Source organism: Streptomyces sp. NPDC014656, assembly GCF_043084305.1.
GTDB lineage: Bacteria > Actinomycetota > Actinomycetes > Streptomycetales > Streptomycetaceae > Streptomyces.
The window spans coordinates 151,191-174,021 of the sequence record NZ_JBIBZN010000010.1 but is presented as its reverse complement, the minus strand read 5'-3'; the positions used below and the strand labels follow the sequence as shown (position 1 = coordinate 174,021).

Sequence of the window (22,831 nt, the reverse complement as noted above, 5' to 3'; positions counted from 1 at the left end):
CCGTCGGTTCAGTCCACCGCCACCGGCACGCGGTGACCGACACCACGTGCCGCGACCCGGCTCGCCTCGCGCGGCTTGAGCTTCCCGCGCAGGGCGACGAGCGTGACGAAGGCGAGCGCGGTGCCGGCGGCCGGGACGAGGAATCCGGCGCCGGAACCGTGGGCGTCGGCGAGCTGTCCGGCGACCGTGACGGCCAGGGCCTGGCCGAGGGCGACGGCTCCGGTGAGCCAGGTGAACGCCTCGGTGCGGGCGGAGGCCGGGATCAGGGTCTCGACGATGGTGTAGCCGGTGATCAGGGCCGGGGCGATGCAGAGGCCGACGACGAGGCCGAGGGCGCCGAGCAGCACCACCGAGTGCGCGGTCCACAGCAGGGACGCGGCGAGGGTGAGGCCGGTGTAGCCCAGGATCAGGCGGCGGCGGGGGCCGCCCTTCCAGGCGACGGCGCCCATGGCGATGCCGGCGAGCATGTTGCCGGCCGCGAAGACGCCGTACAGCAGACCGTTGGCGCCGGGGTTGCCGATCTCCTCGCTGAAGGCGGTGAGCGAGACCTGCATGCCGCCGAAGACGGCGCCGATGCCGAGGAAGGCGACGATCAGGACGCGGACGCCGGGGACGGAGAGCGCCGAGCGGTGCGGCTCGGTGTCGCCGCGGCCGGCCGCGGCGAGCAGGCCGTGCGGCGGCTGGGTGGCGCGCTGGGAGGCGAAGAAGAGGCCGCCGAAGAGCGTGAGGGCGGCTTCGGTGATCAGACCGGCGGCCGGGTGGACGCCGGTGCACAGGGCGGTGGCGAGGACCGGGCCGACGACGAAGGTGAACTCGTCGGTGACCGATTCGAAGGCCGCCGCGGTCGGCATCAGCGGGCTGCCGTCGAGCTTGGCCGCCCAGCGGGCCCGGACCATGGGGCCGACCTGCGGGACGGAGGCGCCGGCGGGCACGGCGGCGAGGAACAGCGCCCACAGCGGGGCGCCGGCCAGCGCGAGCACGACGAGCAGCGAGACGGCGGCGGAGTGGACGAGGACGCCCGGGACGAGGACGGCGCGCTGGCCGAAGCGGTCGGCGAGCCTGCCGCTCTGCGGGGCGAAGAGCGCCATGGAGACACCGGTGACGGCGGCGACGGCGCCGGCGCTGCCGTAGGAACCGGTGGTGTGCTGGACGAGCAGGACGATGCCGATGGTCAGCATCGCGAAGGGCTGCCGGGCGGCGAACCCGGGGAGCAGGAAGGAGAGCGCACCGGGGGTGCGCAGCAGCTGCCCGTAGCCGGGCCGCTTCTCGGAGACGACCGTGGACGCCACGGTCCTGGCCTTTCTGCCGCCTGGTAGCGCGCGGGCACGGTGGTGCCGGTCTCGCCGAGAGCTGTCCTCTTGCGCGGAACTGCGGTAGATACCGGGAGGGCCCCCACTGCGGGAGGGGGCGCCGCGGCCGCCATACGGTCGCGCCAGCTCTGCGTCAGGCAGAGTTGGTTCGATCAAGTGTGCCTTCATGGTACAGGGAGGAGCGTTCTCCCGCCTGTGATTCCACTGGGAAGAACGCTCCTGACCCCGAAATAATGCCGCCGATTAACGCTCTGTTCGTCCGGTCTCCCCCGGCGGCGCGTCCTTCCCCGTCATGGACGCCGGCCGGTGGAAGCGGGTCGCCGTCGCGGGGACCGTCTTCCGTCCGTCCCCGGTGCCGAGCCAGCCCGCGAGCTTGCCGCCCTGGCCGACCGCGCGCAGCCTGCGCTCGGTGGCGTCGCGCACCGGGTCGGTGGCGACGACGAGCAGTTCGTCGCCCTTGCGCAGCACGGTCGCCGGCCCCGGTACGAAGCTGGCGTCGTCCCGCACGACGAGGGTGACGGCGGCGCCGGCCGGGAGGCGCAGCTCGGCGACCTCGACGCCGTGCATCCGGGAGCCCTCGGGGATGGCGACGGACAGCAGGTGGCCGCGGAGCCGCTCCAGCGGGGCGGACTCGACGCCGAGGTCGGCGGTCCCGGCGGAGTCGCCGAGCTTCAGCGCCTTCGCCAGGTAGGGCAGGGTCGGGCCCTGGACGAGGGTGTAGACGACGACCAGGACGAAGACGATGTTGAAGATCCGCTCGCTGCCCTCGATCTGCCCCACCATCGGGATGGTGGCGAGGATGATGGGCACGGCTCCGCGCAGGCCGGCCCAGGACATGAGGGCCTGCTCCTGCCAGGGGATGCGGAAGGGCAGCAGGCTGACCAGCACCTCCATGGGCCGGGCGACCATGGTCAGGACGAGGCCGATGACGACGGCCGGCCAGAAGTCGTGGACGAGCTCGTGCGGGGTGACGAGCAGGCCGAGCAGGACGAACATGCCGATCTGGGCGATCCAGCCGAGTCCCTCGGCGAAGCCGCGGTTGGCGGGGGCGTGCGGCAGCTTGGCGTTGCCGAGGACCATCGAGGCCAGGTAGACGGCGAGGAAGCCGGAGCCGTGGGCGATCGCGCCGGCCGCGTAGGCGGCGACGGCGATGGCCATGACGGCGATCGGGTAGAGGCCGGAGGCGGGCAGGGCGACGTGCCGGAGTCCGTACGAGCCGACGAAGCCGACCCCGAGGCCGACGGCGGCGCCGATGGCGAGCTCCAGGGCGATCGTGCCGACGAGCACGTACCAGTCGTCGACGGGTCCGGCGGAGGAGAAGGCGACGACGAGGATGACGACGGGGGCGTCGTTGAAGCCGGACTCGGCCTCCAGCACGCCGGTGACCCGGGCCGGCAGCGGCACCTTGCGCAGCACGGAGAAGACGGCGGCGGCGTCGGTGGAGGAGACGACGGCGCCGATGATCAGCGCCTGCCGCCATTCCAGGCCGACGAGGTAGTGGGCGCCGGCGGCGGTGACGCCGACGGAGACGGCGACGCCGACGGTGGAGAGGACGACCGCGGCCGGCAGGGCCGGCTTGATCTCCTTCCACTTCGTGCCGAGACCGCCCTCGGCGAGGATGACGACGAGGGCCGCGTAGCCGATGACCTGGGTGAGTTCGGCGTTGTCGAAGGCGACGTTGCCGATGCCGTCCTGTCCGATGGCGACGCCGATGCCGAGGTAGAGGAGGAGGCTGGGGAGCCCGCTGCGGGACGAGATCCGGACGGCGGCGACCGCGATCAGCAGCACCAGTGAGCTGATCAGCAGGAGTTCGTTGAGCTCGTGGACAGTCAGTGCGCCGTTCCTTCCCCTCGCACGCGCCGGATCGTTCCTCCAGCACCAGGTACTTCGTTACCTTACCTAATCTTTAACGCTTTCTTGACGCCTTCTTTGCGCTCCCTCCCGCTTCGATACGGTCATCACACGGTCATCCGTACGGTTCCTCCCTGACACCGCGTCCAAGGCGCCCAGGCGCTGCGCCTAAGGTGGCTCCCGTACTCCAGGACCACCCTGCCCCTCGAAGGACAGCGATGCCCTCCAACACGACCGCGCCCCCCGCCAAGAAGAAAGGCAGGCGCGCCCGCCTGATCGTCCTGCTCCTGGTCCTTGCGCTGGTCGGGGCCGTCGCCTTCGGCGGCTGGTGGGGAGTCGGCACCGTCCGGGCCTCGTTCCCGCAGACCACCGGCGAGGTCCGGCTCGACTCGCTCTCCGGCGACGTCGAGGTCAAGCGGGACGCCCACGGCATCCCGCAGATCTACGCGGACACCGAGGCCGACCTCTTCCGCGCGCAGGGCTACGTCCAGGCGCAGGACCGCTTCTACGAGATGGACGTCCGCCGGCACCTCACCGCCGGCCGCCTCTCCGAGATGTTCGGCGAGGGCCAGGTCGAGACCGACGCCTTCCTGCGCACCCTCGGCTGGCGCCAGGTCGCGCAGCAGGAGTACGACAAGGTCCTGGCGCCGGAGACGAAGAAGTACCTCCAGGCGTACGCGGAGGGCGTCAACGCCTACCTGAAGGACCGGGCGCCGAAGGACGTCTCCGTCGAGTACGCGGCCCTGGCCCTCACCAACGACTACGCGATCGAGCCGTGGACCCCGGTCGACTCGGTGGCCTGGCTCAAGGCCATGGCCTGGGACCTGCGCGGCAACATGCAGGACGAGATCGACCGCTCGCTGCTCACCAGCCGGCTGACCCCGGCGCAGATCAAGCAGCTCTACCCGGCGTACCCGTACGAGCTCCACCAGCCGATCCTCGACCGCGGCACGGTCGACCCGGTGACGAAGAAGTTCGACCCGAAGGCGGGCAAGGACGGCGAGGACGACGGCGGCTCCGCCGCGGGCGGCGCGGGCGACGGCTCCGGCGGTCCGAGCGCCCAGCTCGCCGCCCTCTCCGGCCTCTCGGACGTCCTCGACCAGGTGCCCTCGCTGCTCGGCCCCAACGGCAACGGCATCGGCTCCAACTCCTGGGTCGTCTCCGGGAAGCTCACCACCTCCGGAAAGCCGCTGCTCGCCAACGACCCGCACCTCGCGCCGATGCTGCCGTCCCTCTGGTACCAGATGGGCCTGCACTGCCGCTCGGTCTCGGCGACCTGCCGCTACGACGTCGCCGGCTACACCTTCTCCGGCATGCCCGGCGTGATCATCGGCCACAACGACTCCATCGCCTGGGGCCTTACCAACCTCGGCGCCGACGTCACCGACCTCTACCTGGAGAAGGTCAGCCCCGAGGGCTACCTCGTCGACGGCAAGGTCAAGCCCTTCGACACCCGCGAGGAGGTCATCAAGGTCGCCGGCGGCAGCAACCGGACCATCACCGTCCGCTCCACCGACCACGGCCCGCTGGTCTCCGACCGCTCCTCCGAACTGGAGAAGGTCGGCCAGACGGCCCCCGTCGGCAACTCCGCCCCCGACCGGGGCACCGGCTACGGCGTCTCCCTCCAGTGGACCGCCCTCCAGCCGGGCAAGTCCATGGACGCGATCTTCGCGCTCAACCTCGCCAAGGACTTCAAGCAGTTCCGGGCCGCCGCGAAGAACTTCGAGGTCCCCTCGCAGAACCTCGTCTACGCCGACACCAAGGGCAACATCGGCTACCAGTCGCCGGGCAAGATCCCGCGCCGCGCCACCGGCGACGGCACCGTGCCCGCCCCCGGCTGGAAGTCCGCCTACCGCTGGAAGGGCTACATCCCCTTCGAGCAGCTGCCGTACGAGTACAACCCGGACCGCGGCTACATCGTGACCGCCAACCAGGCCGTGATCTCCCCGGAGCAGTACGACGAGCTGCTCACCGAGGACTGGGGCTACGGCTCCCGCAGCCAGCGGATCAACGACCTCATCGAGTCGAAGACCAAGGACGGCGGCAAGATCTCGCCGGACGACATGCGGACCATGCAGACGGACAACCGCAGCGAGATCGCCACCCTGCTCAACCCGCTGCTGCTGAAGGTCGACATCTCCGACCCGCACGTCCGCGAGGCGCAGAAGCTGCTGGAGGGCTGGGACTACACCCAGGAGCCCGACTCGGCCGCCGCCGCGTACTTCAACGCGGTCTGGCGCAACGTCCTCAAGCTCTCCTTCGGCGACAAGCTGCCCAAGGAGGTGCGCGCCGAGGGCGACTGCGTCAACGTGCGCCCGGTGGACGCGACCGGCCCGGTCGACGAGCAGAACAAGCTGGTCCGCGAGTGCGGCGAGCGCGACCCCGACTCGGCGCAGCCGGACGGCGGCGACCGCTGGTACGAGGTGGTCCGCCCGCTGCTCAAGCAGGAGAAGAGCGCGTGGTGGACCACCCCCGCCACCCGCACCGACCCGGCCACCGAGACCCGCGACCAGCTGCTCGCCCGGGCCATGAAGGACGCCCGCTGGGAGCTGACCGCCAAGCTCGGCAAGGACGTCTCCACCTGGAGCTGGGGCCGGCTGCACCAGCTGACCCTGAAGAACCAGACGCTCGGCACCGCCGGGCCCGGGGTGGTGCAGAAGCTGCTGAACCGCGGTCCGTGGAACCTCGGCGGCGGCGAGGCCGCGGTCGACGCGACCGGATGGAACGCGGCCGGCGGCTACGAGGTCATCTGGGTGCCGTCGATGCGGATGGTCGTCAACGTCGGCGACTGGGACAAGTCCCGGTGGATCAACCTGACCGGTGCCTCCGGCCACGCCTTCCACGACAACTACACGGACCAGACCGACGCCTGGGCCGAGGGCGAGCTGTACGACTGGGCCTACGGCAGGGCGGCGGTCGACGCGGCGGCGAAGGACACGCTGACGCTCAAGCCATGATCACGAACGGCCGGAAAGTGGTCGCTCCGTGATCACGAACGGCCGAAGCGGGTCGCCCCCTCGGGGGTGACCACCGCCCGCACGGGGTGGTCGTGCGGTTCCTCCGGGACCCGCGCGACCACCTCGTTCGCGTGCAGCAGCACCACCAGGGCCGGCTCCTTCCCGGCGCGGGCGAGCCGGGCGAGGACCCGGTCGTACGAGCCGCCGCCCCGGCCGAGCCGCATGCCGCGCGCGTCCACCGCGAGCCCCGGCAGCAGCACCGCGTCGGCCGTGCACACGGCGTCCGGACCGAGCCGCGGGCCGGTCGGCTCCAGGAGGCCGCGGCCCGCCTTCGCCAGCGCCTCCGGCCCCTCGTAGACCGCCCAGTCCAGGTCGTTGTCGGGCAGCAGCACCGGCAGCAGGACCCGCACCCCGCGCGCGTGCAGGGCGTCGAGGAGCGCGCGCGTGCCGGGTTCGCGGCCGACCGAGACGTACGCGGCGACGGTGGCGGCCCCGGCCAGCTCCGGCAGGCCGAGGCCGTGGGCGGCCAGCGCCTCGGCGGTCCGGGCGAGCGCGTCGGGGGAGAGCGCGGCGCGGGCGTCGAGAAGTCGCCGCCGCAGCAGGGCCTTTTCGGACATGTCGGGATTCTCTTTCTGTGGGTCGGATCCTCAGGAAACGCTCATAAAGGCCCTTATGGGGAGAAAGTTAATCGGAACCCCATCTTCCTCTCATTCCGTAGCGGTTAAAGTTCCTGCATGAATCAGTCGTTTCCCCGGCTCGGCCGGATCAGCAAGGCTGTCATCCCGGCCGCCGGTCTCGGCACCCGCTTCCTGCCGGCGACGAAGGCGACCCCCAAGGAGATGCTGCCGGTCGTCGACAAGCCGGCCATCCAGTACGTCGTCGAGGAGGCCGTCGCGGCCGGGCTCTCCGACGTGCTCATGATCACAGGCCGGAACAAGCGTCCGCTGGAGGACCACTTCGACCGGAACTACGAGCTGGAGGAGGCGCTGATCCGCAAGGGCGACGACGAGCGCCTCTCCAAGGTCCAGGAGTCCAGCGACCTCGCCACCATGCACTACGTGCGCCAGGGCGCCCCCCGCGGCCTCGGCCACGCGGTGCTGTGCGCGGCCCCGCACGTCGGCGACCAGCCCTTCGCGGTCCTCCTCGGCGACGACCTGATCGACCCGCGCGACCCGCTCCTCGCGCGCATGGTCGAGGTCCAGGAGCGCGAGGGCGGCAGCGTCGTCGCGCTGATGGAGGTCGACCCCTCCCAGATCCACCTGTACGGCTGCGCGGCGGTCGAGCCGACCGTCGACGGCGACGTGGTGCGGGTGACCGACCTGGTGGAGAAGCCGGAGCCGGCCGAGGCGCCCAGCAACTACGCCGTCATCGGCCGCTACGTGCTCGACCCGGCCGTCTTCGACATGCTGCGCGAGACCGAGCCCGGCCGGGGCGGCGAGATCCAGCTGACCGACGCCCTCCAGAAGCTGGCGAGCGACGAGAAGCTCGGCGGCCCGGTGCACGGCGTCGTCTTCAAGGGGCGCCGCTATGACACCGGGGACCGCGGCGACTATCTGCGTGCCATTGTCAGACTCGCGTGCGAGCGTGAAGATCTGGGACCGGACTTCCGGGCCTGGCTCCGGAGATACGTCAGCGAGGAGATGTAGGACCTTGAGCAGCGACGCGGCACCGTCCCGGGACCCGCAGGACCACCAGGACCCGCGGGACCACGGCCACGGTCACGGACCGGGCGACCCCTGCGCCGGACCGGACCGGACCGGCCTGTGGTCGGTCGACGAGCACCTGGCCGACATCCTGGCGACCGTCCGCCCCCTGGAGCCGATCGAGCTCCAGCTGCTCGACGCCCAGGGCTGCGTCCTGGTCGAGGACGTGACGGTGCCGGCGGCGCTGCCGCCCTTCGACAACAGCTCCATGGACGGGTACGCGGTCCGGGTCGCCGACGTCACGGGCGCCACCGAGGAGTTCCCCGCCGTCCTCACGGTCGTCGGCGACGTCGCCGCGGGCGCCGGCGGCCTGCCGGAGGTCGGCCCCGGCCAGGCCGCCCGGATCATGACCGGCGCCCCGCTGCCGCCCGGCGCGGAGGCCGTCGTCCCCGTCGAGTGGACCGACGGCGGCGCGGGCGAGGGCGCGGCCACCGGCATGCGGGCCGCGAGCAGCGCCCCGGAGGGCGCCGCCGGCGAGGTCCGGGTGCACCGCGCGGCGGAGGCCGGCGCCCATGTCCGCAGGGCCGGCAGCGACGTGAGCGCGGGCGAGCTCGCCCTCGCCGCCGGCACCGTCCTCGGCCCGCCGCAGCTCGGCCTGCTCGCCGCGATCGGCCGCGGCACGGTCAGGGTCAGGCCGCGCCCCCGCGTGGTGGTCCTCTCCACCGGCAGCGAACTCGTCCAGCCCGGCGAGGAGCTGGGCCCCGGTCAGATCCACGACTCCAACAGCTTCGCGCTCGCCGCCGCCGCCCGGGACGCGGGCGCCCTGGCCTACCGGGTCGGCGCGGTCGCCGACGACGCCGAGTCGCTCCGCGCCGCCATCGAGGACCAGCTCATCCGGGCCGACCTCCTCGTCACCACCGGCGGCGTCAGCGTCGGCGCCTACGACGTGGTGAAGGAGGCCCTGACCGCCGACGGACAGGTCGACTTCCGCAAGCTCGCCATGCAGCCGGGCAAGCCGCAGGGCTTCGGCGCGATCGGCCCCGAGCAGATCCCGCTGCTCGCCCTGCCGGGCAACCCGGTCTCCTCGTACGTCTCCTTCGAGCTCTTCGTCCGGCCGGCCATCCGCGCCCTGATGGGCCTGGCCGACCTGCACCGCCCGGTCGTCCGCGCCACCCTGAAGGCCGACGCCCCGCTCTCCTCCCCGTCCGGCCGCCGCCAGTACCTCCGGGGGGCGTACGACCCCGAGTCCGGCACCGTCACCCCCGTGGGCGGTGCCGGCTCCCACCTGATCGCCGCCCTCGCCCACGCGGACTGCCTGCTCGTGGTCCCGGAGGACCGCACCGGGGCCGACCCGGGGGAGGAGCTGGACGTGGTCCTCCTCGGCTGAGGGGGGCCGGGCGGGGGTACGGTGTGTCGTCCCACACAGCGACCGGGAGTGTCACGGCGATGAGCACGCAGCAAGGCCTCACCCACATCGACGAGGCGGGCGCCGCCCGCATGGTCGACGTATCGGCGAAGGACGTCACCTCCCGCACGGCGCGCGCCAGCGGGCGCGTGCTCGTCTCGCCGCGCGTGATCGAGCTGCTGCGCGGCGAGGGCGTGCCGAAGGGCGACGCCCTGGCGACCGCGCGGATCGCCGGGATCATGGGCGCGAAGAAGACCCCCGACCTCATCCCGCTCTGCCACCCGCTGGCCGTCTCCGGGGTGAAGCTGGACCTCACCGTGGCGGACGACGCGGTGGAGATCCTGGCCACGGTGAAGACCACCGACCGCACCGGCGTCGAGATGGAGGCGCTGACCGCCGTGTCGGTGGCCGCGCTGACGGTGGTGGACATGATCAAGGCGGTCGACAAGGGCGCGGTCATCTCCGACGTGCGGGTGGAGGAGAAGACCGGCGGCAAGTCGGGTCACTGGACCCGGGACGACGCGTGACGCGCGGCGGCCGGGTCGCGGGCGCGCACGAGGCCCACGGGAACCACCGGGCGCTGGTCGTCACCGCCTCCAACCGGGCCTCCGCCGGGGTCTACGAGGACAAGGGCGGTCCGCTGATCGCCGAGGGGCTGCGGGGCATGGGCTTCGCGGTCGACGGGCCGCGGGTCGTGCCCGACGGGGCGCCCGTCGAGGCGGCGCTGCGCGCCGGGATCGCCGCCGGGTACGACGTCATCCTCACGACCGGCGGCACCGGCATCTCGCCCACCGACGAGACGCCCGAGGTCACCGCGCGGGTCCTGGAGCGGCACATCCCCGGCATCCCGGAGGCGATCCGGGCGTACGGGCGGGAGAAGGTGCCGACGGCGGCGCTCTCGCGCGGGCTCGCCGGGGTCGCGGGCTCCACCCTGATCGTGAACCTGCCGGGCTCGACCGGCGGGGTGCGGGACGGGCTCGCCGTCCTGGAGCCGCTGCTGCGGCACGCCGTGGACCAGATCCGCGGCGGCGACCACCCGAGACCGGCGGAAGCGGGCCCGGCGTCATGAACGCGGCCTGGCCGGCCGTCCTCGCCGACGGAGACGTGGTGCTCCGCCCGATAAGGATGCGCGACCAGCGGGAGTGGCGGGAGCTGAACCGCCGCAACCGCGAGTGGCTGCGCCCCTGGGAGGCGACGGTGCCGCCGCCCGCGCCGGGCATGCCGCCCGCGCGGCGCCCCACGTACCGTCAGATGGTGCGCCACCTGCGGTCGGAGGCGAACGCGGGCCGGATGCTGCCGTTCGTCATCGAGTACCGGGGCCGGATGGCCGGCCAGCTGACGGTCGCGGGGATCACCTGGGGCTCGATGTGCTCGGGGCACGTGGGCTACTGGGTGGACAGCGAGGTCGCCGGGCGCGGGGTGATGCCGACGGCGGTGGCGCTCGCCACGGACCACTGCTTCCGCGTGGTGGGGCTGCACCGCATGGAGGTGTGCATCCGGCCGGAGAACGGCCCCTCCCGCCGGGTGGTGGAGAAACTCGGCTTCCGGGAAGAGGGGTTGCGGCCGCGCTACCTGCACATCGACGGCGCCTGGCGGGACCACCTGGTGTTCGCGCTGACCGCGGAGGAGATTCCGGAGGGGCTGCTCGCCCGCTGGCGCCGGACGCGCCGCAGGGACGCCGCATAGCCGCCCGATCCCGCAATTCATATAACTGTTCGAATTCCAGTGGCATATGAACACCGATCGATCTGAACAATCACAAAAAAGTTCAGTGATATCAGCCAGATCGTGCGACACACCGGGCCAATTGGCCGATGCCCCGTCGCGAACCCCTCTACCGTGTGAGGCGTGAGCAGCAGCGGCCTCATCTACGCAGTCATCGTCGGGGCCTGGGCCGCCTACCTGGTGCCGATGTGGCTCCGCAGGCAGGACGAGCTGAACGAGGCCCGTCCGACGGAACGCTTCAGCACCGCCATCCGGCTCCTTTCCGGACGGGCGGGCATGGAGCGCCGGTACGCCAAGGAGCTCCGCGAGCGGGGTACGGCCCCGGAGGCGGTGACCGACGCGGACCCGGACGCGGCGACCGAGCAATTGAGCTCGGTCGACGTCCGGGCCTTCTCCGCGCCTCCGGCCAGGACCGAGGCGCGCCTCGAACTCCCCGAGCCGGAACCGGATCCCGCGCCCGAGGCCGCCCAGGCCCCCCGCTCCGCCGCCGAGCGGGCCCGCCGCGGCAAGGCCCTGGCGCGCCGCCGGCGCACCACGATCGTGCTCTTCTCGGCCTTCACCCTCGGCGCCGTGGTCGCCGCCGTCGGCGGCGTGGCCTTCCTGTGGGCGCCCGGCGTCCCCGCCGTGCTGCTCAGCGCCTACATCGTCCACCTGCGCGGACAGGAGCGCCGCCGCTTCGTCTACGTGATGGACCGGCGGCGCGCCGAGGCCGCCGCCGCCCGGCTCCGCGAGAGCCGCGGGGCCGCCGCGCCGGCGCCGGAGCCCTCGCCCGCCCAGCCGGTCTCCCCGCAGGAGGCCGACCGGCGCGCGCTGGTCGAACAGACCGACCACGCCGAGTGGGTGGACCAGCAGCGCGAGCGCGGACCGGCCCGCGGCGACAGCTGGGACCCGGTGCCGGTGCCGCTGCCCACCTACGTGACCGCGCCGGTCGCCCCGCGCGCCTCCAACGGCGTGGACGTCACCGACCCGGAGACCTGGAGCGCGGCCCGCTCCTCCACGGCCGCCGAGCAGTCCCCGGCCGCCTCGCCGGCCCCGCGCCGCCGCCCGGCCCCGCCGCGCCGCGGCCGGGACCGGGGCCGCACCCCGCTCTTCGACCAGTACGCGGAGGAGGACCGCCCCCGCGCCGCCAACGAATGACGGCGGTGCGGCGGGTCCTCGCCTGACCTGCGGCGGAAGCGATTTTTATTCTCGCCGACCGAGGTGCTAATGTTTCACACGTCGCAGGGGCCTGTGGCGCAGTCCGGTAGCGCACCTCGTTCGCATCGAGGGGGTCAGGGGTTCGAATCCCCTCAGGTCCACCAGCGGATGACGAATCCCGTCCGATCGAAAGATCGGGCGGGATTTCGTCGTTTCCGGGCACCCGTCCGGCCGGCCGGTGCCGGGACGGGCGCCCGGCGCCTCAGACCAGCGGCTTGGCGAAGCAGCGGCTGTTCTCGTAGTCGCGGTAGTGGCCGAACTTGACGCAGGGCTCGTAGCCGCTGGAGGTGTAGAGGGCGATGGCCTCGGGCTGGGCCGTGCCGGTCTCCAGGACCATGCGGGTGCGGCCGGCGGCGCGGGCGTCGTCCTCCAGGAGGGCCAGGATGCGGCGGGCCAGGCCCAGGCCGCGGGCCTCGGGTATGACGTACATGCGCTTGAGCTCGGCGTCGCCGTCGGCGTACCCCTCCTCGTTCTCGTCCTGGCGGCGCCAGGCGCCGCTGGCGACGGGCCGCTCCCCGGGGTCGTAGGCGAGGAGGTACAGGCCGCGCGGCGGGACGAACATCGACGGGTCGAGCGGTGTGACGTCGCCCTCGCCGTGGTAGCGGACCACGTACTCCGCCTGCACCGCGTCCTGCAGTTTCACGGCGTCGGGGTGGTCGTAGGGGGTGGGCTGGATGTGCATGACGGAGATCGTACGTGTATGCGAGTGGCGGGTGTCGGTATTCTCCCGGGATGTTCACTGTCACGACCGCGAACGTCAACGGTCTCCGCGCCGCCGCCAAGAAGGGCTTCGTCGAGTGGCTGGCGGGGACCTCCGCCGATGCCGTCTGCCTCCAGGAGGTGCGCGCCGAGGAGGCGCAGCTGCCCGAGGAGGTCCGGGCCCCCGAAGGCTGGTTCACCGCCCACGCCCCCGCCGCCGCCAAGGGCCGCGCGGGCGTCTCCCTCTACCTGCGGCGCGAGCCCGACGCCCTGCGCGTCGGCTTCGGGTCGAGCGAGTTCGACGGCTCGGGCCGCTACATCGAGGCCGACCTGCCCGGCGTCACCGTCGCCAGCCTCTACCTCCCCTCTGGCGAGGCCGGCACCGAGAAGCAGGACGAGAAGTACCGCTTCACGGGCGAGTTCCTGCCCTATCTGAAGGAGCTGCGGGCCCGCGCCGCCGCCGACGGCCGCGAGGTCGTCGTGTGCGGCGACTGGAACATCGCCCACCGGGAGGCGGACCTCAAGAACTGGAAGGCCAACCGCAAGAGCGCCGGCTTCCTCCCGGAGGAGCGCGAGTGGCTGTCCCGCGTCCTGGACGGGGCCGACGGCGGTTACGTCGACGTCCTCCGCGCCCTCCACCCCGACCAGGAGGGCCCGTACTCCTGGTGGTCCTACCGGGGCCGCGCCTTCGACAACGACTCGGGCTGGCGCATCGACTACCAGATGGCCACCCCCGGCCTGGCGGCGAAGGCGGTCAAGGCGTACGTCGAGCGGGCCGCCACGCATGCCGAGCGGTGGAGCGACCACGCGCCCGTGACGGCCGTGTACGAGCTCTAGGGGCCCGGGCTCAGCCGCGCAGGCGGCGGTCGAGGGCCAGGGAGAGTTCCGCCTCGACGACGCTCTTGGCGAGGGGGCGCAGGCGGTTCAGGTCGCCGTCCTTGACGTGGGGGCCCAGGGCCTCGGCGAAGAGGGCGGCCAGGGCCTCGGCGTGTTCGCGGACGCGGGCGCCGGCCTTGAGGACCTCGGCGAGCGGGACGCCCTCGCGGACGAGGGCGGCGGAGACGTCGAGGAGCCGTCGGCTGACGTGGACGATCTCCTCGCCGTCGGTCGCCAGGTAGCCGAGGTCCAGGGCCGCCGCGAGGTTCTCCGGGGTGACCTCGCCGTCGAAGCGGTCGGCGAGCTCCTCGGGGGTGAGGCGGACGGGCTCCTCCTCGGTGGGGGAGCCGAGTTCGAGGACCTCGCCGACGTCCCGCCCCGAGTCGAAGGCCGCCGTCAGGTCGGCGATGCCGGTGAGGGTGTGGCCGCGCTCCAGCAGGGCGGCGATGGTGCGGAGCCGGGCCAGGTGGTGCTCGTCGTACCAGGCGATGCGGCCCTCGCGGCGCGGCGGCGGGATCAGGCCGCGCTCGCGGTAGAAGCGGAGCGTGCGGACGGTGATGCCGGCCTCCTCGGCCAGTTCTGCCATCCGGTACTCGCGGGGCGGGTTCCCTGATCGTTCTGCCACACCCGTCAGCCTATGTTGTACCGCCGGTAACTTTCCCTTGCCCGACCCCTACCGCTCGGTATGGAGCTGCTCTACAGTCCGACTGTGCCAGTGATTGCTGGCGGAATTGGCCGGGCGCACGGGAGGCGGCATGGCGAAGCACGAGCACGTTCGGGTGGCGGTGATCGGATCGGGGTTCGGAGGACTCGGGGCCGCCGTCCGGCTGCGCCGCGAGGGGATCACCGACTTCGTCGTCCTGGAGCGGGCCGGCTCCGTGGGCGGGACCTGGCGGGACAACAGCTACCCCGGGTGCGCCTGCGACGTGCCCTCGCACCTGTACTCCTTCTCCTTCGCGCCCAACCCCGACTGGCCCCGGACCTTCTCCGGCCAGCGGCACATCCGGGCCTACCTGGAGCACGTCACCGACACCTTCGGACTCCGGCCGCACCTGCGGCTGAACCACGAGGTGCTGCGGATGGAGTGGGACGCCGACGAGCTGCGCTGGCGGATCGAGACCAGCTCCGGCTCCTTCAGCGCCGACGTCGTCGTCTCCGCCACCGGCCCGCTCTCCGACCCGAAGATCCCGGACGTCCCCGGCCTCGACGGCTTCACCGGCAAGGTCTTCCACTCGGCCCGCTGGGACCACGACTACGACCTGAGGGGCAAGCGCGTCGCCATGGTCGGCACCGGCGCCTCCGCCATCCAGATCGTCCCCGCGATCCAGCCCGACGTCGCGAAGCTCACGCTCTTCCAGCGCACGCCCCCGTGGGTGATGCCCCGCATGGACCGGGCCATCAGCGGCCCCGAGCGCTGGCTGCACCGCAGGCTGCCGGTCACCGCCACCCTGCGCCGCGGCATCCTGTGGGGCATCCGGGAGCTCCAGGTCGGCGCCTTCACCAAGCACCCGGGCGAGCTGGGCCTGGTCGAGAAGCTGGCCAGGGCCAACATCGCCAAGTCCGTCAAGGACCCGGTGCTGCGGGCCAAGCTGACCCCCTCGTACCGCATCGGCTGCAAGCGGATCCTGCTCTCCAACGCCTACTACCCGGCCCTCGCCCAGCCCAACGTCGACGTCGTCGCCGGCGGTCTGAAGGAGATCCGGGGCAACGTCGTCGTCGGTTCCGACGGCACCGAGACCGAGGTCGACGCGATCGTCTTCGGCACCGGCTTCCACGTCACCGACATGCCGATCGCCCCGCGCGTCATCGGCGCCGACGGCGTCTCGCTCGCCGAGGCGTGGAAGGACGGCATGGAGGCGCTGCGCGGCGCCACCGCCGCCGGCTTCCCCAACTGGATGACGATCATCGGGCCCAACACCGGCCTCGGGAACTCCTCCATGATCCTCATGATCGAGTCCCAGCTGAACTACATGGCCGACTACCTCCGCCAGCTGAACGTGCTGGGCGGCCGGGCCGCGCTCGCCGCCCGCCCCTCCGCCGTCAACGCCTGGAACCGCAAGGTCCAGAACCGCATGGAGCGGACCGTCTGGAAGGCCGGCGGCTGCGACAGCTGGTACCTCGACGCCAACGGCCGCAACACCACCCTGTGGCCCGGCACCACCGGCGAGTTCCGCAAGGAGACCCGGCGGGTCGACCTCTCCGAGTACGAGGTGCTCCGCGCCCCGAAGCCGGTCGGGGCCACCCCCGGACCGGCCGCCCGCCGCGCGGCGCGCAAGGAGGAGGCCGCCTCGTGATCCGCCTCCCCGAACCCCGCGTCCTCACCGTCCGCTCCGCCGACGGCGCCGAGCTGCACGCCGAGGCGTACGGCCCCGAGGGCGCGCCCGCCGTCGTCCTCGCCCACGGCTGGACCTGCTCCACCGCCTTCTGGGCGGAGCAGATCCGCGCCCTGGCCGCCGACCACCGGGTGATCGCCTACGACCAGCGCGGCCACGGCCGCTCCCCGGTCCCCGCCCCCGGCGGCTACTCGACCACCGCCCTCGCCGACGACCTGGAGGCGGTGCTCGCCGCCACCCTCGGCCCCGGCGAGCGGGCCGTCGTCGCCGGCCACTCCATGGGCGGCATGACGATCATGGCCGCGGCCGGCCGGCCCGGCTTCGTCCAGCACGCCGCCGCCGTCCTGCTCTGCTCCACCGGCCCGTCCCGGCTCACCTCCGAGGCGACCGTGGTGCCGCTCGGCCCCGGCGGCCTCCGGACCCGGCTGACCGGCGCCGTCCTCGGCTCGAAGGCGCCGCTGGGCCCGGTCAACGGGATCTCGAAGAAGGTCCTCAAGTACGCGACGATGGGACCGGGTTCCGCGCCCGACCGGGTCGAGGCCTGCGCCCGGATCGTGCACGCCTGCCCGCGCCCCTCCCGGTACGGCTGGTCGCAGGTGCTGGCCGGCCTCGACCTGGAGGCGGCCGTGCGGGAGCTGCGGGTGCCGGCCGCCGTGCTCGTCGGCACCGCCGACCGGCTCACCCCGCCGGTCCACTCCCGGGCCATGGCCGAGGCGCTGCCGCACTGCACCGGCCTGACCGAACTGGCCGGCATGGGCCACATGACGCCGGTCGAGGCCCCGGAGGCCGTCACCGCGCAGATCCGCGAACTGACGCTCACGTATCTCGGAGCGCACCCGACCGGCAAGGAGGCAGGGGTATGAGCAGGGTCAGTCTGGAAGGACAGGTGGCGGTCGTCACCGGCGGCGCCCGTGGCGTGGGCGAGCTGCTCGCCCGCAAGCTCTCGGCGCGCGGCGCGCGGATCGCGCTCGTCGGCCTGGAGCCGGAGCTCCTCAAGGAGGTCGCCGGCCGGCTGCACACCGAGGCCGACTGGTGGGAGGCGGACGTCACCGACCACGAGGCGATGGCCCGGGTCGCCGCCGAGGTCAAGGAGCGGTTCGGCAAGGTCGACATCGTCGTCGCCAACGCGGGCGTCGCGGCGGGCGGCCCGTTCGTGGACTCCGACCCGGTCGCCTGGCGCCGGGTGATCGAGGTCAACCTGATCGGCGGGGCGGTCACCGGCCGCGCCTTCCTGCCGGTCCTCATGGAGTCCCGGGGGTACTTCCTCCAGATCGCCTCGCTCGCCGCGATCACCCCGGCTCCGATGATGACGGCCTACTGCGCCTCCAAGTCGGGCGTCGAGGCCTTCGCGCACAGCCTGCGCGCCGAGGTCGCGTACAAGGGCGTGAAGGTCGGCGTCGGCTACCTCTCCTGGACCGACACCGACATGGTGCGGGGCGCGGACCAGGACGACGTGATGAAGGAGCTGCGGCAGCGGCTGCCGTGGCCGTCGAACCGCACCTACCCGCTCGGCCCGGCCGTCGACCGGATCGTCGCGGGCATCGAGCGCCGTTCGGCCCATGTCTACGCACAGTGGTGGCTGCGCGGGATGCAGTCCGTCCGAGGCCATCTGCCGAGCCTGATCGCGGCCGTCGGGCAGCGCGAGATGAAGCGCTTCGAGCCCCGGCTGGCCTCGGTCTCCAAGGGCCTGGTGGGCGCGGGCGGCGCGGCGGACGAGCAGGCGCGGACGGAGAGGGCGTGAACCCGTGCGTCACTCACCGTAACTGACCGAAATGCGTGGAATGTTCGCTCGTGCAAGGCTGGTCGAGGCGCAGGGGGCATGTGGCCCTCCGCCCCTCACACCCTTCTAGGAGTGAACCTTCATGGGTATCAAGGACCAGTTCCAGGACAAGGCGCAGGAGCTCACCGACCGCGGCAAGCAGGCCATGGGCAAGGGCAAGGACGCCAAGGACGAGGCGTCCCAGCGGGCCTCCCAGGGCCGCGAGAGCGCCCAGGAGGCGAAGGAGCGCGCCGAGCGGGAGATGCGCGAGCGCACCGGCCGCGACGAGCGCCAGGCCTGACGCCTGTTCTGAGACGAGGGGCGCACCCGGGACGCCGGGTGCGCCCCTCGCGCGTGCGCGGGGCGGGCGCCCGGGGGTGCGGACGCGGGGCGGGCGCCGGGGGCGGGGAGGCGGGCGGACGCGGGGCGGGAGCCCGGGGCGTGGCGTAACTCACGCGCGCTCGCGCGAGGAACCTTCGTACGCTCACCGCATGTCCGTCGCACTCGAACGCATAGGTTCGCACCACGCCCCGGCCCTCCTCGCCTTCGAGGCCGAGAACCGGGCCTTCTTCGCCGGCCGCGTGCCCGACCGGGGGGACGCGTACTTCGCCGAGTTCGACGCCCGGCACCGGGAGCTGATCGAGGCCCAGGAGGCGGGGGAGCTCCACTTCCACGTGCTCGTCGCCGGGGACGGCGAGGTCCTGGGCCGGATCAACCTCAAGGACGTGGACCCGGAGGCGGGCACCGCCGAGCTCGGCTACCGGCTCGCCGAGAAGGCGACCGGCCGGGGGCTCGCCTCCTTCGGGGTGCGCGAGGTGATCCGGCGGGCCGCCGGGGAGTACGGGCTCCGCCGGCTGACGGCCGTCGTGTCCCACGGCAACGACGCCTCCCGGGCGGTCCTGGCCCGCGCCGGTTTCGGTGCCGTCGGTGCCGTGGTCCTGGAGACCGGCGAGCTCGGCACCGCCTACGAGCTGGACCTCGGCGGCAGCTTGGGGCGGGAGCGGTCCGGCACGGACTCGTAGCCGGGCGGGCTCGCCGCCGGCCCGGCCTCCAGCAGGGCGAGGGCCCGGTGGACCGCGTCGTCGAGCTGGGCGTGCCGGCCCTCGGCCCAGTCGAGGGGGGTGCGCAGCACGGCGAGGTCGGGTTCGACGCCGTGGTTCTCCACGGACCAGCCCCATTCGGTGAACCAGGCCGCGTTCATGGGCACGGTGATCTGGGTGCCGTCGCCGAGCTTGTGGCGGCCGGTCATGCCGACGACCCCGCCCCAGGTGCGCTGGCCGACGACGGGGCCGAGCCCGAGGAGCTTGAAGGCGGCGGTGATCATGTCGCCGTCGGAGGAGGTGGCCTCGTCGGCGAGGGCGACGACGGGGCCGCGCGGGGCGTTGGAGGCGTAGCTGACGGGCTGGGCGTTGCGGGTGAGGTCCCAGCCGATGATCTTCCGGGTGAGGGTCTCCACGACGAGTTCGCTGATGTGGCCGCCGGCGTTGCCGCGCACGTCGACGATGAGGGCGGGCCGGGAGACCTCCATCCGCAGGTCGCGGTTGAACTGCGCCCAGCCGGAGCCGCCCATGTCGGGGATGTGGAGGTAGCCGCAGCGTCCGCCGCTCAGCTCGCGGACGACGGCCCGGCGCTTGGCGACCCAGTCCTGGTAGCGGAGCGGGCGTTCGTCGATCAGGGGGACGACGGCGACCCGGCGGGAGCGGCCCTCGCCGCCGGCCGGGGTGAAGGTGAGCTCGACGGTGGTGCCGCCGGTGCCCGCGAGCAGCGGGTAGGGGCCGGCGACGGGGTCGACGGGCCGGCCGTCGACGTGGGTGAGGGCGGCGCCCTCGCGGATGCCGGTGCCGGCCAGCGGGGAGCGGGCCTTGGAGTCGGAGGACTCGCCGGGCAGGATCCGCTTCACCACCCAGTCGCCGTCGCGGGGCACGAGGTTGGCGCCGAGGAGGCCCTGGGGGCGCTGGTAGTGCGGCGGGCCCTCGTTGCGCCGGGCGGGGGTGACGTAGGCGTGGGAGGTGCCGAGTTCGCCCATGACCTCGCGGAGCAGGTCGGCGAACTCGTCCGGGGAGGCGACCCGTTCGAGGAGCGGGCGGTACTGGTCGAGGACCGCGTCCCAGTCGACGCCGCCCATGCCGGGCTCCCAGAAGTAGGCGCGGACGATCCGGCCGGCCTCGTCGTAGGCCTGGCGCCACTCGGCGCCGGGGTCGACCTCGTGGAGGATGCGGCGCAGGTCGAGGTAGACGGTGGAGTCGCCGTCGCCGGCCTCGGTGGCGGGGACGGCGCGCAGTTCGCCCTCGTCGAAGACGACGAGCCGGCTGCCGTCGCCGCTGACGGCGAACCAGTCGAGGTCGCGGGCGAGTTCGGTGCGGCGGGCCTTGACGACGGAGAAGTGCTCCAGGGTGGGGCGGCCGGAGGTGTCGGCGGGGTTGGCGAAGGTCTCGCCGAGGGCGCCGGAGATGGGCCAGCGCAGCCAGACGAGCCCGCCGCCGGTGACCGGGGCGAGCGCCGAGTACTTGGAGGCGGCGACGGGGAAGGGGGTGACCCGGTCGGGCAGGCCCTCGATCTCCACGGTGACCGTGCCGTCGCCGCTGTCGGCGCCGTCGTCGGCCGGGTCCATGCCGCCGGCCGCCGGCCGCCCGTCGGGCAGCAGCGCGAAGGGGGAGGGGGTCGCGGAGGAGAGCGGGACCAGGTAGGGGCGGCAGCCGAGCGGGAACGACAGGTCGCCGGTGTGGACGTCGTACACCGGGTCGAAGCCGCGCCAGGAGAGGAAGGCGAGGTAGCGGCCGTCGCTGGTGAAGACCGGGTTCTCGTCCTCGAAGCGGCCGTTGGTGACGTCGATGACCGTGCGCGGGCCGGGGCCGGAGATCCGGACCAGCTTGATGGAGCGCAGGGAGCGGCCGATGCCGGGGTGGGACCAGGTGAGCCAGGCGCCGTCGGGGGAGAAGGCGAGGTCGCGGACGGGGCCGTTGACGGAGCGGATGAGCTCGGTGACCTCCCCGTTGGAGTCCTCGGTGGCGTCGACGAGGAGGAGGCGGCCGTCGTTCGAGGCGATGGCGAGGCGTTCGCCGTCGGGGTCGGCGACGAGTTCCTCGACCCGGCCCAGCTCCCCGGCGGCGAGCCGGCGCGGGGGCCGGTCGCCGGTGGCCCGGGGGAGGTAGGCGATCTCGACGGCGTCCTCGCCCTCGGCGTCGGTGACGTAGGCGATCTGGCCGCCGCTGCCGAGCATCTCGGGGAGCCGCACGCGCACGCCGGGGGTGTCGGTGATGGCGCGGGCGGGTCCGTCCCGGTGGGTGAGCCAGTACAGGCTGCCGCGCACGCCGACGGCGCTGGCCCGGCCGGTCTCGTCGACGGAGAGCGCGTCGACGTGCTGGGCGGCGGGCACCTGGTAGGGGCGGCGGCCGGCCCGCTGTCCGCCGAGCCGGACCTCCAGGCGGCGCGGGGCGGCGCCGGCGCTCAGGTCCTCGGCGATCCACAGCTCGCCGGCGCACTGGTAGACGATCCGGCGCCCGTCGGAGGAGGCGTGCCGGGCGTAGAAGTCGGCGTGGTCGGTGTGGCGGCGCAGGTCCGTGCCGTCGGGGCGGCAGGAGTAGAGGTTGCCGATGCCCTCGTGGTCGGAGAGGAAGGCGATCCGGTACCCCTCCTCGCCGGGCGGGGCGGCGACGAACATCGGGTCGGCGAGGTGGCCGCCGAGGTCCGGCAGGAGCCGTTCGCCGTGGAGCCAGAGGCGGCCGGTGGCGCCGCCCCGGTAGCGCTTCCAGGAGGCCGGCTCGTGCGGCGGGGTGCCGGTGAGCAGGAGGGTGCGGCGCTCGCCGTCGACGTCCCGGACGGCGATGTCGCAGACCGGGCCCCAGGGCATCCGGCCGCCGGGGGAGCCGTCGGTGGCGACGGTGTAGGCCCAGGAGAAGTACGAGAAGGGCTGACCCTGCGAGGAGACGGCGAGGATGTCGGAGCGCCCGTCCTCGCAGGGCGGCGACCAGCCGCAGACGCGGGTGTCGGTGGAGCCCCAGTGGGTGAGCTGCCGGGCGTGGCCGCCGTCGACGGGCACGAGGTGGATCTCGGGGTCGAGGCTGCGCCAGTTCGTGTAGGCGATGTGGCGCCCGTCGGGGGAGAAGCGGGGGTGCCCGGCCCGGGTGCGGTCGACGGTGAGCCGCCAGGCGCGGCCGGGACTGCGGCCCTCGGGGGCGAGCGGGGCGACCCAGAGGTCGTCCTCGGCCGTGAAGCACAGCAGGTCGTCGTGGAGGTGCGGGAAACGGAGGTAGGCCACGTCGTCACTCACCCGTTCATGCTTTCCGCGCGGAGGGGGTGCGGCAACCCGTGGGCGCGAACCCGTGGGTGACCGGGTGTGGCCCAGGACACGTACGAAACGGTTTCGTTTCGCTGCGGGGTGGGGTACCTTCGTACCGTACGAAGAGTACGAAACCGTTTCGTTCGGTCCGGAGGTACGGCATGGCCCGCAGCAGACTCACTCCCGAGCGGGAGTCCGAGCTGTACGCGGCCGTCCTCGACCTCCTCCGCGAGGTCGGGTACGACGCCCTCACCATGGACGCCGTCGCCGCCCGCACCCACTCCAGCAAGGCCACCCTCTACCGCCAGTGGGGGAGCAAGCCGGAGCTGGTCGCCCGGGCCCTGCGCCACAACAAGCCCGTCGGCCTCGCCGAGATCGACACCGGCTCGCTGCGCGGCGACTTCCAGGCCCTCATGGCGCTGACCGACGACTGCCAGATGGAGAAGGACACCGCGCTGATGCGGGGTCTGGCCCATGCCGTCCACGACAACCCGGACCTGCACCGGGCCCTGCGCGAGCTGCTCATCGAACCCGAGCTGAACGGCTTCGAAGAGGTCCTCGCCCGTGCGGTCCGACGCGGCGAGATCGCCCCGGACAACCCGGCGCTCAAGCTCGTCCCGCACATGCTGATCGGGGCGTTCGTCGCCCGCCCGCTGGTCGACGACCAGCCGGTCGACCACGCCTTCCTCAGCGCCTACGTCGACGCCGTCGTGCTCCCCTCACTCGGCGCCTGACCCGCACCACCGTTCGTCCCTGCTCCACCTGACTGCGCACCGCTCACGCCGTCGGGCCGGCTC

General features: G+C 73.2%; 20 protein-coding genes and 1 tRNA gene. 15 read left to right on the top strand and 6 right to left on the bottom strand.

Translation table 11 applies throughout. The annotated features are described in order from the left end of the window. Positions 1–8: 8 nt before the first annotated feature. Together ACF1ED_RS22915 and ACF1ED_RS22910 are read right to left on the bottom strand one after the other, a co-directional pair. Positions 9–1,289, bottom strand: a complete 1,281-nt coding sequence (locus ACF1ED_RS22915) for an MFS transporter (protein WP_391763250.1) — start codon at positions 1,287–1,289, stop codon at positions 9–11. Between the two features lie 264 nt (positions 1,290–1,553). Continuing rightward, positions 1,554–3,098: a potassium/proton antiporter gene (locus tag ACF1ED_RS22910; RefSeq protein WP_391763248.1), complete on the bottom strand. Its 1,545-nt coding sequence runs from the start codon at positions 3,096–3,098 to the stop codon at positions 1,554–1,556. Between the two features lie 281 nt (positions 3,099–3,379). Between ACF1ED_RS22910 and ACF1ED_RS22905 the strand changes: the two genes are divergently transcribed. After that, positions 3,380–6,118, top strand: coding sequence for a penicillin acylase family protein (locus tag ACF1ED_RS22905; protein WP_391763246.1), 2,739 nt, complete (start codon positions 3,380–3,382; stop codon positions 6,116–6,118). A 32-nt stretch (positions 6,119–6,150) separates the two neighbouring features. On the opposite strand, the gene ACF1ED_RS22900 is transcribed toward ACF1ED_RS22905, so the two are convergent. Then, on the bottom strand, positions 6,151–6,735 hold the full coding sequence (locus tag ACF1ED_RS22900) for a 5-formyltetrahydrofolate cyclo-ligase (RefSeq protein WP_391763244.1): 585 nt from the start codon (positions 6,733–6,735) through the stop codon (positions 6,151–6,153). Between the two features lie 117 nt (positions 6,736–6,852). Here ACF1ED_RS22900 and galU point away from each other — a divergent pair, with 117 nt between their 5' ends. The 7 genes from galU to ACF1ED_RS22865 all read left to right on the top strand — a co-directional run bounded on the left by galU (position 6,853) and on the right by ACF1ED_RS22865 (position 12,192). Then, entirely contained in the window at positions 6,853–7,764 is a 912-nt protein-coding gene (galU, locus tag ACF1ED_RS22895) for a UTP--glucose-1-phosphate uridylyltransferase GalU (RefSeq protein WP_391763242.1), read from the top strand. Between the two features lie 4 nt (positions 7,765–7,768). Next, on the top strand, positions 7,769–9,148 hold the full coding sequence (gene glp, locus ACF1ED_RS22890) for a gephyrin-like molybdotransferase Glp (protein ID WP_391763240.1): 1,380 nt from the start codon (positions 7,769–7,771) through the stop codon (positions 9,146–9,148). Between the two features lie 59 nt (positions 9,149–9,207). Further along, positions 9,208–9,693 (top strand): cyclic pyranopterin monophosphate synthase MoaC, encoded by a 486-nt coding sequence (gene moaC / locus ACF1ED_RS22885; RefSeq protein WP_391763238.1) that lies wholly within the window; start codon positions 9,208–9,210, stop codon positions 9,691–9,693. Beyond that, positions 9,690–10,235, top strand: coding sequence for a molybdenum cofactor biosynthesis protein B (locus ACF1ED_RS22880; RefSeq protein WP_391763236.1), 546 nt, complete (start codon positions 9,690–9,692; stop codon positions 10,233–10,235). Before moaC ends, ACF1ED_RS22880 begins: the two co-directional genes overlap by 4 nt. Next, positions 10,232–10,852: a GNAT family N-acetyltransferase gene (locus tag ACF1ED_RS22875; RefSeq protein WP_391763234.1), complete on the top strand. Its 621-nt coding sequence runs from the start codon at positions 10,232–10,234 to the stop codon at positions 10,850–10,852. Before ACF1ED_RS22880 ends, ACF1ED_RS22875 begins: the two co-directional genes overlap by 4 nt. Before the next feature lie 162 nt (positions 10,853–11,014). Continuing rightward, positions 11,015–12,028: a gephyrin-like molybdotransferase receptor GlpR gene (glpR, locus tag ACF1ED_RS22870; protein WP_391763232.1), complete on the top strand. Its 1,014-nt coding sequence runs from the start codon at positions 11,015–11,017 to the stop codon at positions 12,026–12,028. 87 nt (positions 12,029–12,115) lie between these two features. Further along, positions 12,116–12,192: transfer RNA gene (locus tag ACF1ED_RS22865), tRNA-Ala, on the top strand. A gap of 98 nt (positions 12,193–12,290) precedes the next feature. Here ACF1ED_RS22865 and ACF1ED_RS22860 read toward each other — a convergent pair. Continuing rightward, positions 12,291–12,770 carry a GNAT family N-acetyltransferase gene (locus ACF1ED_RS22860; RefSeq protein ID WP_391763230.1) on the bottom strand — a complete coding sequence of 160 codons (480 nt, stop codon included), beginning with the start codon at positions 12,768–12,770 and terminating at the stop codon, positions 12,291–12,293. A gap of 50 nt (positions 12,771–12,820) precedes the next feature. On the opposite strand from ACF1ED_RS22860, the gene xth reads away from it, so the two are divergent. Next, positions 12,821–13,624: an exodeoxyribonuclease III gene (gene xth, locus ACF1ED_RS22855; RefSeq protein ID WP_391763228.1), complete on the top strand. Its 804-nt coding sequence runs from the start codon at positions 12,821–12,823 to the stop codon at positions 13,622–13,624. Between the two features lie 10 nt (positions 13,625–13,634). On the opposite strand, the gene ACF1ED_RS22850 is transcribed toward xth, so the two are convergent. After that, positions 13,635–14,249 (bottom strand): MerR family transcriptional regulator, encoded by a 615-nt coding sequence (locus ACF1ED_RS22850; protein WP_391763516.1) that lies wholly within the window; start codon positions 14,247–14,249, stop codon positions 13,635–13,637. Positions 14,250–14,418: 169 nt separating this feature from the next. Here ACF1ED_RS22850 and ACF1ED_RS22845 point away from each other — a divergent pair, with 169 nt between their 5' ends. The 5 genes from ACF1ED_RS22845 (at position 14,419) to ACF1ED_RS22825 (ending at position 18,777) form a co-directional block, all read left to right on the top strand. Further along, positions 14,419–15,957, top strand: coding sequence for a flavin-containing monooxygenase (locus ACF1ED_RS22845; RefSeq protein ID WP_391763226.1), 1,539 nt, complete (start codon positions 14,419–14,421; stop codon positions 15,955–15,957). Next, positions 15,954–16,859, top strand: a complete 906-nt coding sequence (locus ACF1ED_RS22840; RefSeq protein WP_391763224.1) for an alpha/beta fold hydrolase — start codon at positions 15,954–15,956, stop codon at positions 16,857–16,859. The genes ACF1ED_RS22845 and ACF1ED_RS22840 overlap by 4 nt, the downstream gene beginning before the upstream one ends. After that, on the top strand, positions 16,856–17,737 hold the full coding sequence (locus ACF1ED_RS22835; RefSeq protein ID WP_391763222.1) for an SDR family oxidoreductase: 882 nt from the start codon (positions 16,856–16,858) through the stop codon (positions 17,735–17,737). Before ACF1ED_RS22840 ends, ACF1ED_RS22835 begins: the two co-directional genes overlap by 4 nt. A 121-nt stretch (positions 17,738–17,858) precedes the next feature. Then, complete coding sequence (locus ACF1ED_RS22830) at positions 17,859–18,056, top strand: hypothetical protein (protein WP_391763220.1); 198 nt, start codon at positions 17,859–17,861, stop codon at positions 18,054–18,056. Between the two features lie 190 nt (positions 18,057–18,246). Beyond that, positions 18,247–18,777, top strand: coding sequence for a GNAT family N-acetyltransferase (locus tag ACF1ED_RS22825; RefSeq protein WP_391763218.1), 531 nt, complete (start codon positions 18,247–18,249; stop codon positions 18,775–18,777). Here ACF1ED_RS22825 and ACF1ED_RS22820 read toward each other — a convergent pair. Then, complete coding sequence (locus ACF1ED_RS22820; protein ID WP_391763216.1) at positions 18,720–22,025, bottom strand: S41 family peptidase; 3,306 nt, start codon at positions 22,023–22,025, stop codon at positions 18,720–18,722. The genes ACF1ED_RS22825 and ACF1ED_RS22820 overlap by 58 nt on opposite strands. A gap of 170 nt (positions 22,026–22,195) precedes the next feature. Between ACF1ED_RS22820 and ACF1ED_RS22815 the strand changes: the two genes are divergently transcribed. Continuing rightward, the gene (locus ACF1ED_RS22815; protein WP_391763214.1) at positions 22,196–22,768 is read left to right on the top strand and encodes a TetR/AcrR family transcriptional regulator; all 573 of its coding nucleotides are present in this window, start codon (positions 22,196–22,198) and stop codon (positions 22,766–22,768) included. Positions 22,769–22,831: the final 63 nt, after the last annotated feature.

Bases quoted from the DNA above. Each gene is read 5' to 3' on its own strand.
- ACF1ED_RS22905 (WP_391763246.1), top strand. From the start codon at position 3,380: ATGCCCTCCAACACGACCGCGCCCCCCGCCAAGAAGAAAGGCAGGCGC.
- ACF1ED_RS22900 (WP_391763244.1), bottom strand. From the start codon at position 6,735: ATGTCCGAAAAGGCCCTGCTGCGGCGGCGACTTCTCGACGCCCGCGCC.
- galU (WP_391763242.1), top strand. From the start codon at position 6,853: ATGAATCAGTCGTTTCCCCGGCTCGGCCGGATCAGCAAGGCTGTCATC.
- moaC (WP_391763238.1), top strand. From the start codon at position 9,208: ATGAGCACGCAGCAAGGCCTCACCCACATCGACGAGGCGGGCGCCGCC.
- ACF1ED_RS22875 (WP_391763234.1), top strand. From the start codon at position 10,232: ATGAACGCGGCCTGGCCGGCCGTCCTCGCCGACGGAGACGTGGTGCTC.
- ACF1ED_RS22860 (WP_391763230.1), bottom strand. From the start codon at position 12,770: ATGCACATCCAGCCCACCCCCTACGACCACCCCGACGCCGTGAAACTG.
- xth (WP_391763228.1), top strand. From the start codon at position 12,821: ATGTTCACTGTCACGACCGCGAACGTCAACGGTCTCCGCGCCGCCGCC.
- ACF1ED_RS22850 (WP_391763516.1), bottom strand. From the start codon at position 14,249: ATGGCAGAACTGGCCGAGGAGGCCGGCATCACCGTCCGCACGCTCCGC.
- ACF1ED_RS22845 (WP_391763226.1), top strand. From the start codon at position 14,419: ATGGCGAAGCACGAGCACGTTCGGGTGGCGGTGATCGGATCGGGGTTC.
- ACF1ED_RS22835 (WP_391763222.1), top strand. From the start codon at position 16,856: ATGAGCAGGGTCAGTCTGGAAGGACAGGTGGCGGTCGTCACCGGCGGC.
- ACF1ED_RS22830 (WP_391763220.1), top strand. From the start codon at position 17,859: ATGGGTATCAAGGACCAGTTCCAGGACAAGGCGCAGGAGCTCACCGAC.
- ACF1ED_RS22825 (WP_391763218.1), top strand. From the start codon at position 18,247: ATGTCCGTCGCACTCGAACGCATAGGTTCGCACCACGCCCCGGCCCTC.
- ACF1ED_RS22815 (WP_391763214.1), top strand. From the start codon at position 22,196: ATGGCCCGCAGCAGACTCACTCCCGAGCGGGAGTCCGAGCTGTACGCG.